The sequence below is a fragment of the Acinetobacter sp. YH01007 genome (genome assembly GCF_013420425.1).
GTDB classification, from domain to species: domain Bacteria; phylum Pseudomonadota; class Gammaproteobacteria; order Pseudomonadales; family Moraxellaceae; genus Acinetobacter; species Acinetobacter towneri.
This window is the reverse complement of sequence record NZ_VOYC01000012.1, coordinates 13557-28568: the sequence shown is the minus strand read 5'-3', so window position 1 is coordinate 28568 and position 15012 is coordinate 13557. Positions and strand designations below refer to the sequence as shown.

Sequence of the window (15012 nt, the reverse complement as noted above, 5' to 3'; positions counted from 1 at the left end):
TTACGCCACAGCACTTTCATTAAACGCTTCAACAACCCCAAATATGTTGTCAGCATCTGCATCACCGAATACACCATCAATCCCTTCATAATGGATCTGATTAAATGGTGGTTCATAAAGCTGCGATGCTTCTAACGTTCCCCGTATGGTCAAGTGCTCAATCACCATTTCTATAAAGCGAATTTGCTTTTCGTTATAAGTTGAACCTTGTAGATACTTAGAGAAAGCCTGTTGTACTGCCTGACGATCCAGACCAACAAGAGAACGAATGAAAAGTGGTAACGGTTTCTCAGTACCAAAGCATTCTTCAAACTTCTCTTTACTTTCCACTTCCTGAGCGTCAAACACAAATCGTTCTAGTTCGTTCAGGTCAGTTGGGGTAAGAGCTAAGCCACGCTTCAATTTGGCAATGGTGATGTGATCTTCATTTGATTTGATGAAGCTTTCAACTCGTTTACGGTATTGAGCAATGTTTACACCACTGGAAACCACAGGAATATCCACTTCTGTTGCTTCACCAATTTCATCATCAAGCATCGAGTACACAATCGTTGAGGTAGATTTCTCAATCAGCTTCACCAATCCCCGAATGCGTTTACGCATCGACTCCAGCATTGGAACAGTGATGCCTTCCCAATAGGCTTCAGTTTGTATTTCTTGAATCAGGTTAATCTGTGCCGCTACCACAGGAATATTTTCTTTAGTTTCCAACTTAGAAGCGATTTCAATCACTTTATTGGCATAGCTTTGAGTTGCTGTATTGTTCTTTTCCAATACTGCCAACTCAAGGTTGTAGCAAAGCATATCAAACAGTTTGGCTTCTAAAGTTTCAGGCTCAAGCTGATTCGGGAGTTTCGAAATGTGTTCTCGTAATGTACCGATGGCAAGATCATCTAAGTTGTTCCAAGCATCATCATTTTTGAAATGTTCAACATGCTCAAGCTCAGACTTTACAATGAAATTGTCATTGTTCATTGACTTCACTTCAGTCTGTAAACTTTGACGCATATCTTGCTGTACAGCTTTTAGCTCTTCTGTGGCATCGTCCTTCGCATTCAGTAAACTCAGGATATTTAAACGTGCTTTAAACAAGCGTTGTCCGAGCGGTTCTGTCGTAGATACAGGCGCACCATCTGGATTTTCATTGAAGTATTCAAAGTTAGAACAGTAGTCAAAGATATAAAATTCTTTTTTATCATCTTCAGGGCTGAACAGTTCTTTGCAGAGTCGTGTGCCACGCCCAATCATCTGCATAAATTTCACTTTAGAGCGCACAGCTTTAAAGAAAACTAAGTTGACCACTTCAGGCACATCAATCCCTGTATCGAGCATATCCACTGAAATCGCAATCTGTGGCTCAGGTAAATCTTTCTTGCTAAAGTCATCAATTAAGCTTTGTGGATACTTAGTGGCATGGGTAATGACACGGGCAAACTTGCCATCATATTGCGGATAGTTTTCATTGAAGCGATCCGCAATAAACTGGGCATGTTTTTGATTGACGGCAAAGATAATGGTTTTACCCAAACGATCACCGCCTTCGGTCTTAATACCATTTTCCATCAAGTGCTTGAGCATTAAATCAATCGTGCCTGTATTAAACAGCTCTTTATTAATCTTGGATGCTGAGACTTCTTCAGGTGCATCTTCATCACCCCAATTTAGACTATCCCAATGTTGTTTTTCTTCTTCAGAGAGTTCGTCATATTTCACGCCTTCACGCATAAATTTCAATGGCACTGAAAATGCTTTCGGTGGTACGAGATAACCATCTGCAATGGCTTGATCGAGGTCGTAGTAATCGGTTGGGACACCGCTTTCTAAGCCAAATAGTGCATAAGTGTCACGATCTACTTCATCTCGTGGTGTAGCCGTTAAACCGACAAGTAGGCTATCAAAATATTTAAAAATCTCACCAAATTTTTGGTATACGCTTCGATGCGCTTCATCAATAATAATCAGGTCAAACATGCCTGTACCGAATTTACGTGTGCCATCGGCATTCATTTCATCAATCAAACCCATCATGGTTTGATAGGTCGAGAAATACACTCGACCAACTTGATTTTTATCTTCAAGTAAATTGACGAATGAAGCATCTTTTAAATTGGCTTTAAAGGCATTGTGTGCCTGATTGACCAATGAAGTGCGGTCTGCAAGGAATAATGCCTTTTGCACTACATTGGCTTTCATTAGCACATCGACCAGTGCAATGGCAGTACGTGTTTTACCTGTGCCTGTTGCCATAATCAGTAAACCTGCACGTTCTTTACGTTGGTAGGCTGCAAGCATGGCTTTAATGGCACGAGTTTGGTAATAACGCTCGACAATGTCCGCATTGATCGGGAAGCTGCTTAAATCAGGGTTGTTCTTACGTCTTTCGATCAGACGTTTGAGTTCTGCCTGCGTATAAAAACCATGTACTAAGCGTGGTGGGCCACCTTGCACATCATTCCAAATTCGGGTTTTGTAACCATTGGTATAGAAAATGACAGGGCGTTGTCCTGTTTGTTGCTCTAAACAGTCTGCATAGAGCTTGGCTTGTTGTTGCCCAATATCAGGGTCAGTTGATGTACGTTTTGCTTCAACCACAGCCAAAGGCAAGCCATTGGCATCATAAAGTACATAATCCACCGCACCTTTACCTGATGGACTCGGCATCCCTGTAACAGGCACTTCTTCTCGAACTGTTGTGCCAATTTCCCAACCTGCTTCTTCAAGCATCAGGTCAATTTTAAGTTTTCGGGTTTCGTCTTCTTTATAGTCGGTATGGTCTTCGATTTTGCTGTTGGCAATTTTGGCTTGTTCGACATCTGCACGTTTTTGAGCAAGTTCAGCATCAATATCGGCAAGTAGTTTTTCACGCTCTTCGAGACTTGCAGAGAGTTCAAAGAGTTTCTGTTCTCGCTCACGTAGCGCTTTATGCTGTTCTGCAAATTCTTTTTCTTTAGTTTCTACTTCTTTTTGCAGTTGTTCTTTGTTGGCGGTAATTTGCTGAGTATTGTCAGCATTTGGTATGAGTTTTGGGTTAAATATAATCGACTGAGAACGGTCTTTTGACGGTGAACCGTAGTTACGCTCAAACCAGACATACATCAAGAAAAGATGCTGAATGTGTCTTACCGTTTCTTCAGTAGTGAGCTGCTTGAACTTTTTCCCATGTACGGCACTATTGCCGACCATGCGGATGTTGTCCATTTTGTCCCAAATATAGGGTGGAATCAGGTCTTTAAATTTGAGGTCGTTGAGTAAGTTATGTAGTGAAGCATCATAAGGCTGAGTCAGTTTTTTATCGTATTGATACAGCCAAAGTACAAGGTTTTCGAGTGATGAACGAGCCGCAGCAAGGGCAAATTGTGGGGATATATACGTGAGCTTTTCGGCTTCTTTTGCGGTGGCTGCCAAGCTTTTAAATTCAGGTTCTAAAAACGAGAAGTTACTCATGTATATACCCTCAAATATTAAATTAAATTTTATAGATTCTTGATATTAAGTAATTTACTTATGTGTTAAAGAAAAAAAGTTTAACATTATTCGAGCGTATTCCATTTTATCTGATGCAACTGTAACACTAAGTTCATCATAAATATTGTCTTCATTTGGTCGAAATTTTGCGACCCCATTGGTTTGATATTGTCCTTTTAATTGATACTGATAATAAACAGTTTGTTGATTCGCTCTTACTATGTGTACAGGTGGTGTTGTCCCACTAAACTTAGTACCATATAGTTGATGATTTTGCCTTGCAGCTTCTGGGAAAAATGGTGTTGCGGCATCAAGTCCACAACCGACACAAGCAGGGACAGCATATAAACTTAGGTTTGACTTTTGATCTGTTGATGCAAGTGCTAAAACGGTGTTGCCATTTACACCAATAGCACCTTCCAATCGTGTCCATTCAGCAGGTGCTAAGATCCATTCTTCTGTTTCAGCAATGTTATATACCCTCATGCTGGCAGCAAGTTTTTTTGGTAAATCCATTGCGAAATAGCACTTTGACTTATTACAACTTGCTGTAGGTCTATGTGGTGCATCAGTTTCATCCATACCCTTAGGGACGCTGATCGAATATGCAGGGACTTGCACACCATTTTTAAATATTGCTGTACCTATAGCGGTTATAGGATGCATTTTTCTTTGTTCATTTACGCTGATATCTATTCTTACAGGAGAAAATGTATATTTTTCAGCAAAACTAGCAGTTGAAAAAAAACTTAAGCCAACGGCTACGATTAATTTAAATTTCATAACTATCCTTGTATTTATAAAGTACCGCTAAATGCTTGGTTTTGTAACGAGCTAAAAAGATTTAAATCTTTTAGTTCCATTTTACTTTTTAACTTACGTGTTTGATCACATATATTTGAAAAATATAATTGTTTTTCCAACGGAGGAATTGGTATTTTTATATTCAACAAATCAGACTTAGTTAAGCTAGGGATTGTTACAGTTTTATTTAGTTGCTCAAAATTAAAAAAATGACAGAACCAAAATAAGTAATCTACTTTTAGTAGATCTTTATTTGGCACTAAACCAAAGGCAGTATCAACATTCCAAAAATTTTCAAACATTAAAATGGGTTTATTGATGTTTCCTTTTCTACCAATGATGACCGACTGCGCTGGAGTAAGCCATTCATTAGCATATCCCATGACTCCACCACTACCACATATTGGGAAAGTACCGTTTTGATCAAGAACAGCTTTTTGATTTTTTCCATTAATGATTTTTAGAGCATCTCCCCATTTAAGTACTTCCCAGCCTTTAGGATTACTTACAGGATCGCCAAACATATCAATAAAAGTCGCTTGTAAAAGCTGATCTAACTTTTCAATCGCTTGCTGACGTTTTTGGCGCAACTCATCCGCTTGATCTAAAATAGAAGCAATTCGGCGTTGTTCTGCGAGTGGTGGGAGTGGGATTTTAATCGATAAACAACGCTCTAAATCCATATTAGAAATATTAGTCGTTTGTCGTCCACAATTACGAGCTAATAATTGAGTGTTAGGTGAATTAAACCAATGGTATAAATAGCGTTGATCTAATTTTTCCTGATTAGCTCGTAAAATTGAAATAAATCCGCCTGCTGTTGCAGAATATTCAAGCTTTGGAATCCAACAACATTTTCCTACAAGATTCCAACTATTCGCTGTGGAAACAAGGATATCGCCTTCGGTTAAAAACTTATCTTCATTTTTAACTAAATTAACAGGAACTGATAAAAGGTCATCCTGTTTTAGTTGAACTTGTACATTTGCGGTACGCATACATACGGTTGAACCTTCAGAAAAATTTTCAACCAAATCATTCGGCTTGTATGTAATACCCCGAATAAAATCAGCAACATCACCTAATTTTTGATATTCCAAACTCACTTAAGCATCTCCTTAAGTGTAGCCATTCCTTTTAAAATATCCTGCTCAAGTGCTTCTAAATCCGCCAAAATTTTACTTGGTGCTTCATATTCCACTTGCTCATACACCACTTCCTTATAACGGTTAATCGACAGGTCATAACCATTGGCAGCAATATCGGCTTTATCTACCATAAAGCTTTGCTCTGTGGCTTTACGAGTGCTTTCCGCTTCTAAGTTTTTAAAACGCGCAATAATGTCAGGAATATTATTATTTTCATGCTTAGACGCATCTAGTTCATTACGTTTATCATCCAGCGAATAACCATCTGCCTGCATATCATAAAACCAAACTTTATCCGTACCGCCCGACATGGTTTTAGTGAAAATCATAATGGCAGTTGAAACCCCAGCATACGGCTTAAACACACCTGACGGCATCGAAATAATCGCTTCAAGCTTTTGCTCTTCCACAATCTTTTGACGCAAATCTTTATGCGCTTTCGATGAACCAAATAACACGCCATCAGGCACAATCACCGCAGCACGACCACCTGTTTTTAACAAACGTAAGAACAAAGCTAAAAACAGTAATTCAGTCTTCTTGGTTTTTACAATCGCTTGTAGATTTTTGGCACAGCTTTCATTATCCAAACTGCCTGCAAATGGCGGATTGGCAAGAATTAGGCTGTATTTTTCAGCAATATGTGAATGCGCTTCACTTAATGAATCACGGTTTTCAATACTTGGGTTTTCTACACCGTGCAGCATCATATTCATTGAACCAATACGAAGCATGGTACTGTCAAAGTCATAACCAAAGAAAGTTTCGTCACTAAAGCGTTTCGCTGCTTCAGGGTTGGCAAAAATTTCAGTAGCGTAATGATCGTTTAAGTATTCACTTGCCGCTACAAGGAAGCCTGCTGTACCACATGCAGGGTCACAAATGGTATCTGTTGGCTTCGGTTGCATCAGCTCCACAATCATCTTAATGATATGACGAGGGGTGCGGAACTGTCCGTTTTGACCTGCTGATGCAATTTTACCGAGCATGTATTCGTAAATATCGCCCTTGGTGTCTTTATCATCCATTGGCACATCAGCAACCAAATCCACCACTTTGGTAAGTAGCGCAGGCGTAGGAATGGTAAAACGTGCATCCTTCATGTGATGGCTATAGGTGGTTTCGTCTTCAACACCTAAGTTTTTAATGAAAGGAAAAACTTCATTGGCAACGGTGTTATATAAAGTTGCAGCATCACCCAAAGTCACAAACTTCGACCAACGAAGATGATCTTGTTCAGGCGTAAAAATTGGATGTTCTACAGCAGTTTTTAAGCGGTTAGCTTTCTTTTCTTTGGTGATCTGAATTTCATCGAGTCGGCGAATAAACAGCAAATAGGTCATTTGCTCCATGACTTCTAAAGGATTGGAAATACCGCCACTCCAAAATGCATTCCAAATCTGGTCAATTTTGCTTTTAATTTCGCCTGTAATCACGATATGACTCTCAAATTTCTTTGGCTCTATTCTCTTTGATTTCAAAAGTAAAAGCTATATGATCACATTAAAGACCAGTATAGGTCATAAAATTAAAACACTTTAAATCTGGTACTACTCTATGACTAAATTTAATGAGAAGAATCGAAAGCTTTTAGCAAATGTACATGCAATAAAACAATCCGAATTGTCTAGTTTCTTTGATACCCGAAAATTTATAAATTCAACATTAGCGCATCAGATTGCGGTAGGTGCAGCTCATCACTACAAATTTCATAGTGATAGTACCTACATACAGCAAATACTTTCATTATTTGAATTTGGTTCAATTGATTACTTAAAAGCCGTTAGATGGTTTGAGTATCGTACAAATACAAGCTTAAGTATTGTCGATAGAAAAATTAAGAAGAATCCCGAGAATACCATAAATGATGAGAACTATCAGTTATTTGGGGAGTTTATAAAATCATATAAAGGCTCTTTACCAACGATAAAAGGGAAAGGAACTAATAAAATTGATCCAAAAAGCAAAACATTAAGTTATAAAAAAATGAATGTTATTAGAGAATCTCGGGACTCTTTAGACCTTATAGATGGGGCATCCTCAATGTATATTGGAGGACAACGTGTTTATGGTGGCTATGGCACTGGAAAAAGAAAGTGAAAGAAATGCTTTTTAAGGGAGTAACTCTTTAGGGCTCGATTCCAGAGCTAAAGCGATTTCATAGAGTTTTTCGACAGTAATATTTACTTCACCACGTTCAATTCTCCCCATATAGCTGCGATCTATTCCGCACTGTAGTGATAGAGATTCTTGCGTAATATTTTTCTCTTTTCTTTTATTGCAGATTAATTGACCAATTTTGATTGATAATTCTGACATTTGAGATCAACTGTTTAAAAAACAGAAATATCAGCAATTGAGGACTATACATCCACGGACTATAATCCTCTTTTTATGTAGGTCTATGAAACATGGCAAAAAATTTACCTCTACTTGATCGCTTTTTTGACATTTTTGAAGAACATGAAATTATTGATTGGAAAGCTAATCGTTTTTGGCAGCACATGGAATCAGAATTTTTAGATAACACAAACAAAGTTAAGGGACAGATGTATAGATATTTAAAAATATTTGTACAAAAAGGTTTTTTAGTCGCCAAACCATCTAAAATAAATAAAAGAATATATTTATATAGTGCCTCTGAAAATTTAATTAGTATGCAAAAAAAACATAAAGAAGATAGATTGAATCATGTTTTTGAAGAAAATATTATTGATATAAAAGAAAATTTAAAAAATATAGAGATAGAATTGGATTTTATTAATAAATTAATTTTACAACATTCTGAAATTAGTGAGAAATTAGAAGAATATAAAAATAAAATATTAATAGATTTTAAGAAGTATGAAATTCAATTAAAGACAATTGAAAATTTTGTTAGATTTTGTTTTTAAATAAAAATAAACACCAAATAACAAAAACATATATTTAGTTATATCAACAACTTAAATATAATTTCAGCTTGACAAGAGCTGTTTTTTTATTCTAAATTTAGCTCAAATTTAGTCAAGTTTATTCAAATATGATCAAGTCTATTGAACAGGTAAAAGAAGATTTTTCTTCTACTGGAAAATCGATTGCTAAATGGGCTAGAGATAATAAATTTTCTCCTGATTTAGTATATAGAATTTTTAGAAACAACAAGATTCCAAAACGTGGCGAAAGCCATAAAATAGCTGTGAAGCTAGGAATTAAGGAGCAAAAAGATATGGATTAATTTACATTAATTTTTTATTTAAACTGCAGAAAGTATAAAGACCCATGCGGCAACATGAGTCTTTATAGATTTGTCTTTAACTTGCATGTACAAGACAAATTTATTCTAAAAGACATTGATGCTTTTATCAATGTTTAGGGTGCTTTCTGTCTCTTTTTTTATTATTGAGACTATCAAAATGAAAATACCTGTTGTAGTACAACGAAAAATTTGTGAGTTTTTGGCGCAAGGTAATACGCATCGCCAAATTGCAAAAAGAGTGAATGTATCACCAACAACTGTTGGCGTTATTGCAAAAAAATTAAATGAAATCCAAATGCCCGTTGCTGATGTATTAAATGCCTCTAATCAAGAATTTATAGACATCTTACAAACTGGTGTCGTTAAGAATGTTGAGAAGTGTAAACCCGTACCAGATTTTACATATATCAATGATCAAATGAAGATCAGAGATATGACGCTCAAGCAATTGTGGCTTGAATTTAAAGAGACACACCCTGACTGTGTTTCCTATTCTCGCTTTGCCGAATTGTATAAGCACTGGTTGAAAAAGCTACACCCCTCTATGCGCCAAAATTTTACTGCTGGGCAGACATTGCTAGTTGATTTTTGCGGTAAAACCATGCCACTACATGATCTTAAATCAGACAAAGTACGTCATGTTCAAATTTTTGCTGGAGTACTAGGCGCTTCAAGTTTAATCACTGCTATTGCATCTGAAACCCAGCAAACACACGATTGGTTAAAATGCTTTACAGCCACTTTTGAACGTATCGGAGGTGTTCCAAGAGAAGTTATTACGGATAACTTAAAGGCTGCTGTTATAAAAACTGGTCGAAATGGTACAGTATTTAATAAAACATTTGAACAATTTGCTGATTATCATAATTTTGCAATATTGAATACTCGCCCACGAACACCTCAAGATAAAGGGCTTGCAGAGGTTTCCGTTCAAATTATTCAACGATCAGTTTTGGTCAAATTAAGAAATAGAAAATTTTTCTCACTTGATGAATTACAAAAAGCTCTTGATGTTGAAGTTGATAAAATCAATCGAGCCATTACGAAACGTTTTCCTGAAAGTCGTTGGGATCGTTTTAATCGTTTTGAGAAAAATGAATTATTATCACTGCCTGCGCACCCATACCCATTTTCAAAATGGATATTTCAACAAACGGTCTCTGAATTTTATCAATTTACAGTTGATGGGAATATTTATTCTGTTCCCTATACTCTAATTGGTAAGAAGTTGGATATTGGCATTACAAGCCGTGAAGTACAATTTTTTTATGAAAATGAAATAATTGCTTCACACGATTTACTGATGGGCTATGGTGAAGCAAGTATTCTAGAAGAGCATATGCCAGCTAACCACAGACTTTATAATACTTTAAGCCCAGCGAGCATTAAGCAATGGGCAAAATCTATTGGAAATTATGTTTATGAGTTTGTTGAACAAGTTTTAAATAAGTCCAAACATCTCGCTCGAAATATTAAATCCTTGAATAAACTGAGAGATTATATTTTAGAAAATAAGCTTGATTCTGTACTCAATCAAGCTTGTGAATATGCATTAAAATACAATCTATTAGCAGTTACAGACTTATTGTATGTGCTAAAAAATCGAAAATATATCCAACCTTTAAACACCACGCAAACGATCAATCGTCCTACCCATGCAAACCTCCGCGGTGCTAATTATTTCGGAGGTGATGCTAGATGACCACAAAGAGTGTTGTTGCACAAAAAATGCAAGAATTAAAGCTAAATGGTTGTTTAGATTGCTTTGTTGATCATTATGATGAAATGATCAATAGTAACAAAACTTCGTTAGAAATTCTAAATGAGTTATTAATAGCAGAGCAAAATGCTGTTAGTAATCGCAAAGTTTTGGCTCTACTTAACAAGTCTAATATAAGATATCCATCAAGCAACTTGACAGGAATTGATTGTTCTAACAAACAAGGACTGACAAGCGATATTTTACAAAGTTTTGCTGATTGTGAGTGGATTAGATCAAAACACAACTTAATTTTTACAGGTGCGACGGGTATTGGTAAGACTTGGTTGGCCTCAGCTTTTGGGACAAATGCATGTAAATTAGGCTTTAAAGTGCTTTTTTATAATACTACTGAGCTATTTGAAGAGTTTAATACTGCGGTACATTTAGGGACTATCAACACCTTAAAAAAGAAATTGCTTTCAAATAAATTACTAATTCTTGACGATTTTGGATTATCACAGATTAGTAACTCATGGATGCCTCATTTTATTAGTGTGATAGACAAACACAGTGACAATGGCTCACTTCTTATCACAAGTCAATATGAAACAAGCATATGGCTAAACCATTTTGCGGATCAAACAGTAGGTGAAGCATTGTTAGATCGCATTGTCCATCGTTCCCATGTTTTTAATTTAAAGGGTGAGTCCATGCGTAAGAAAAGAGGTAAAAAAGTCGAGTAAATTTTAATTTTTGTCCAAGTAAAGTGACACTTTAATTTACATATAAGTTTATTAAAGTGTCCAACTAAGATAAGAATGGATGTTCAAGTAAGTGTTGATTTTGCATTCATGCTCTGATCCTTATAAATATTGAATTCTGTAAAATTTTCGGCATAAAAAAAGCCACATCTGGAGATGTGGCAAAAGGGGGGGTTCTCTGGAGAAGGATCATCTGCATGACCCTTGACCATTATTGTAATAGCACTGGCTTAAATGAAACTTAAACCACTAAGCGAAGCGCCTGTTCTAGTCCACGCTGCTTTAACGCAGCACCTGCACCAAACCAAGCAGAGTCCAGACGATGATCGGTACTCATGGCACGACGTTCATGGAATGATGACGAATCCCATGAATAAATGGAATTTGTTTGCCCGTGAGTTTTTGCTGCATCTTGAAAGCTATTATCGTACCCAGAATCTAGATATGAACCGTATCCAATTTATTTTTGATCATTATCAAGAAATACAAGAGTTGCAAAAGCTGAAAACTAATACCATTCGGGAAGTTGTCGATAGTATCAATCAGCTTCTTAATCAATCCATTGATGGTTATATCTCTAGAAACAAATATGAATCATGGGGAGGGATTCGTTTTTATAATGATGCGTGGAATAACTTAACCAATACCACTTTATTTATTAAAGAGCATCAAGGTGAAACAGTATTTGATGTGACAACTTACATTTTGAATTTACCAGAAGCATTAGAGGAGCAAGCATTTTCTATTTTGAAATGCAATGGTGATTCACGCTACCTCAACTGGAAAATTGAAAAATATAAAGGTGGTACTGAACGTTGGTTATGTATCTATTGGCGTGCATCTGAAAATAATTTTGAATCGATTCGAGATTTAATTTTGGAGAAAGCAAGTTTGTTGGATGTGATTGAAAAAACTTTAAGATAAATCAGTATATTGAATATAAAGCGAATAATAATCTAGAAATTAGAGGGTGAAATGACAGTACAAAGCGAATACCAACTTGAAAACGAATTGATCGGCCAGCTCAAGCAATTGGGCTATGCCACTGTGAGCATCAAGAACGAAAGCCAACTACTGTCTAACCTCAAAACCCAGATTGAACGCGCCAATGGACTTGCGCCTCTGTCAGAAACGGAATGGAAACAGGTCATCAGTTTTTTAAACACAGGTACAGTGTTTGAGCGAGCCAAGAATCTGCGTGATCTGTTCCCAGTCAAATTTGATGATGGGACCAGCAAACACATCTTTTTCCTTTCAGATGACCCAAGCAAGAACATCTATCAGGTGACCAATCAAATCACCATCGATCACCGCGACTATAATGGCCGTACCAGCCGTTTTGATGTGACTTTACTGGTCAATGGTTTGCCTTTGGTACAGATCGAGCTAAAAAAACGCGGCATGGAAATCGCCGAAGCTTTTAATCAAACGCAACGCTATATTCGTGAAGCCTATTGGGCAGGGCAAGGGCTGTTCGGTTTTATCCAGCTGTTTGTGATTAGTAATGGTGCCAATACTCGTTATTACTCCAACGGTACCACAGGCATCGAGTTTGCCTTTCCATGGGCAGATGTCCATAACAAACACATCAATGAAATTGTCGACTTTGCCGAAGTTTTTTTCAATCAGCAGCATCTGACCCAAATGCTGACTCAGTACATGGTGCTGCTAGAAACCACCAAAAGCCTGATGGTGCTGCGTCCCTATCAGATTTATGCAGTACAGAAAATTGTGGAGCATGTGCAAAACTCCGATCAGAACGGCTATATTTGGCACACTACAGGTTCAGGCAAAACCCTGACCTCATTTAAAGCCAGTCAGATCATCATGCAAATGCCTGATGTGGAAAAGGTCTTGTTTGTGGTCGATCGTAACGACCTCGATACGCAAACCTCACGCGAATTTAATGCTTTTAAAGCCGACAGCGTGGACAGCACCGATAACACATCGACCTTGGTGAAACAGCTGGATCAACGTCATGACAAACTGATTGTGACCACCATCCAAAAACTCAATCGAGCTATCAGTACCGACCGTTATTTAGAATCGATTGATTATCTTAAAAATAAAAAAGTGGTCTTTATTTTTGATGAATGTCATCGCAGTCAATTTGGTGAGACCCATCAGAACATCAAAAAATTCTTCAGCAATGCACAAATGTTTGGTTTTACCGGTACGCCTATTTTTGAAAAGAACAGCCAAAGCAAAGCAGGTTTAAAACTCACCACAGACTACCTGTTTAATGAGTGTTTGCATAAATACGTGATTGTGGATGCTATCCGTGATCGTAACGTCTTGCAGTTCCAGATTGATTATCGGGGCAAATACACCGCCAAAGGCATGACGACGAATGACAGTTATGAGGAAGATGTAGAAGGCATCGATACTAAAGAACTGTATGACAACCCACAACGCCTAGAAATGATTGCCCGCTACATTGTCAATATTCACGATACCAAAACCCGTAATCGTGAATTTACCGCAATGTTCTGTGTCAGTTCGGTCGAAACACTGACCCAATATTACGACCTCTTTGAAAAGGTGCAGGCTGAAAAGCAAATTGAAGATGAAGCACAAGGTCGGATATTTAAGCCTTTGACCATTGCCACCATCTTTTCCTATGCGGCAAATGAGGCTGTACCGACTGATGATTTAACTGGCTTGATTCACGAAGAAGCCGCAGATATTCCAAGTCAGGTTAATTCATCCAGTCGGGATAAGCTGGATCGCTACATTGCCAATTACAACCGACAGTTCAAAACTAACTACAATTCTGGCGATCAATTTTATGCGTACTACCGCGACATTGCACAGCGTGTAAAAAACAGACAGATTGATATTCTAATCGTGGTCAATATGTTCCTCACGGGATTTGACTCTAAGCCGTTAAATACCTTGTATGTCGATAAAAACCTAAAATATCATGGCTTGATTCAAGCATTCTCACGCACCAACCGTGTCTATAACGATAAAAAACCATTTGGCAATATCATCTGTTTCCGCAACCTAAAACGTGCAACAGATGAAGCACTGGCACTATTTTCCAATAAAGAAACGACCAAGATTGTACTTGTTCCCAGCTATGCGGAAATCGAACAGGATTACCAAGCTGCGGTGAGCAAATTGTTTGCCTTAACGCCCAATTACCAATCAGTCGATGATCTTGTTACTGAAGAACAGCAACTCGAATTTATTAAAGCTTTCCGTGAAGTGATGCGCTACAACGCCCAGCTACAAACTTTCATTGAATATGATCAAGACCAAACACAACTCGATAAACAGCACTTTGCGAATTTTGCCTCTAAGTATGCTGACCTATGTCGTGCCGTTAGAAAGACCACCAAGAAAGAAAAAGTATCGGTATTGGATGATGTCGATTTTCAACTGGATTTACTGCACAGTGATCGCATTAATGTTGGTTATATCATCAACCTCCTACAGCTTGTTGTTGATACGGACTCAGAGGACAAACGTCAGAAGTACCAAGCGCAAATTTATGACTTAATCAGTAGCGATATTAGCTTGCACGATAAGCAAGACCTCATTCAAAAATTCATTGAAGAAAACATGCCGAAGATGATCAACGGCCAAAGCGTCCAAACGGCTTTTGCTCAGTTCTGGGATGCTGAAAAAGAACAGGCCTATCAGCATCTTTGTAAAGAAGAAAACCTGAAACCAGAAGCGATGAAGCAGGTTCTGGAGCATTATGAGTTCACCAAACGCCTACCACGTAAAGAAGAGTTGAAGGACTTACCAAACTATAAAGTGAAGCTGTTTGAGCGGGAGAACGTGTTTAGCAATTTGCTGGTCAAGACACGGCAGTTGATTGAAAAGTTTTATGTGGGGTTTTAAATAGATAACACTAAAGCCTTAACTAAAGCGTATTTATTGCTA

Annotated in this window: 12 protein-coding genes; 7 read left to right on the top strand and 5 right to left on the bottom strand. The window is 37.5% G+C overall.

The window, feature by feature from the left end:
• From FTT74_RS07235 to FTT74_RS07220, 4 genes are read right to left on the bottom strand one after another with little or no spacing between them, the layout of a single operon-like run.
• Entirely contained in the window at positions 1-3444 is a 3444-nt protein-coding gene (locus FTT74_RS07235) for a DEAD/DEAH box helicase family protein (RefSeq protein ID WP_179988798.1), read from the bottom strand.
• A 54-nt stretch (positions 3445-3498) separates the two neighbouring features.
• Complete coding sequence (locus FTT74_RS07230; RefSeq protein ID WP_179988797.1) at positions 3499-4248, bottom strand: DUF4850 domain-containing protein; 750 nt, start codon at positions 4246-4248, stop codon at positions 3499-3501.
• Positions 4249-4262: 14 nt separating this feature from the next.
• Positions 4263-5375, bottom strand: a complete 1113-nt coding sequence (locus FTT74_RS13895) for a restriction endonuclease subunit S (RefSeq protein WP_373683481.1) — start codon at positions 5373-5375, stop codon at positions 4263-4265.
• Entirely contained in the window at positions 5372-6853 is a 1482-nt protein-coding gene (locus FTT74_RS07220) for a class I SAM-dependent DNA methyltransferase (protein ID WP_179988796.1), read from the bottom strand. Before FTT74_RS07220 ends, FTT74_RS13895 begins: the two co-directional genes overlap by 4 nt.
• Before the next feature lie 121 nt (positions 6854-6974).
• On the opposite strand from FTT74_RS07220, the gene FTT74_RS07215 reads away from it, so the two are divergent.
• Positions 6975-7517: a hypothetical protein gene (locus FTT74_RS07215; RefSeq protein ID WP_179988795.1), complete on the top strand. Its 543-nt coding sequence runs from the start codon at positions 6975-6977 to the stop codon at positions 7515-7517.
• Between the two features lie 12 nt (positions 7518-7529).
• On the opposite strand, the gene FTT74_RS07210 is transcribed toward FTT74_RS07215, so the two are convergent.
• Positions 7530-7736: a helix-turn-helix domain-containing protein gene (locus FTT74_RS07210; protein ID WP_179988794.1), complete on the bottom strand. Its 207-nt coding sequence runs from the start codon at positions 7734-7736 to the stop codon at positions 7530-7532.
• A gap of 92 nt (positions 7737-7828) precedes the next feature.
• Here FTT74_RS07210 and FTT74_RS07205 point away from each other — a divergent pair, with 92 nt between their 5' ends.
• From FTT74_RS07205 to FTT74_RS07180, 6 genes are all read left to right on the top strand, one after another.
• Complete coding sequence (locus FTT74_RS07205) at positions 7829-8311, top strand: hypothetical protein (protein ID WP_179988793.1); 483 nt, start codon at positions 7829-7831, stop codon at positions 8309-8311.
• A gap of 128 nt (positions 8312-8439) precedes the next feature.
• Entirely contained in the window at positions 8440-8634 is a 195-nt protein-coding gene (locus FTT74_RS07200) for a DNA-binding protein (RefSeq protein ID WP_179988792.1), read from the top strand.
• 178 nt (positions 8635-8812) lie between these two features.
• Positions 8813-10357 (top strand): IS21 family transposase, encoded by a 1545-nt coding sequence (istA, locus tag FTT74_RS07195; protein WP_179988791.1) that lies wholly within the window; start codon positions 8813-8815, stop codon positions 10355-10357.
• Positions 10354-11100, top strand: coding sequence for an ATP-binding protein (locus FTT74_RS07190; protein ID WP_179988790.1), 747 nt, complete (start codon positions 10354-10356; stop codon positions 11098-11100). The genes istA and FTT74_RS07190 overlap by 4 nt, the downstream gene beginning before the upstream one ends.
• 387 nt (positions 11101-11487) lie before the next feature.
• Complete coding sequence (locus tag FTT74_RS07185; protein ID WP_257221830.1) at positions 11488-12042, top strand: hypothetical protein; 555 nt, start codon at positions 11488-11490, stop codon at positions 12040-12042.
• A gap of 51 nt (positions 12043-12093) precedes the next feature.
• Complete coding sequence (locus FTT74_RS07180) at positions 12094-14970, top strand: type I restriction endonuclease subunit R (protein ID WP_179988789.1); 2877 nt, start codon at positions 12094-12096, stop codon at positions 14968-14970.
• Positions 14971-15012: the final 42 nt, after the last annotated feature.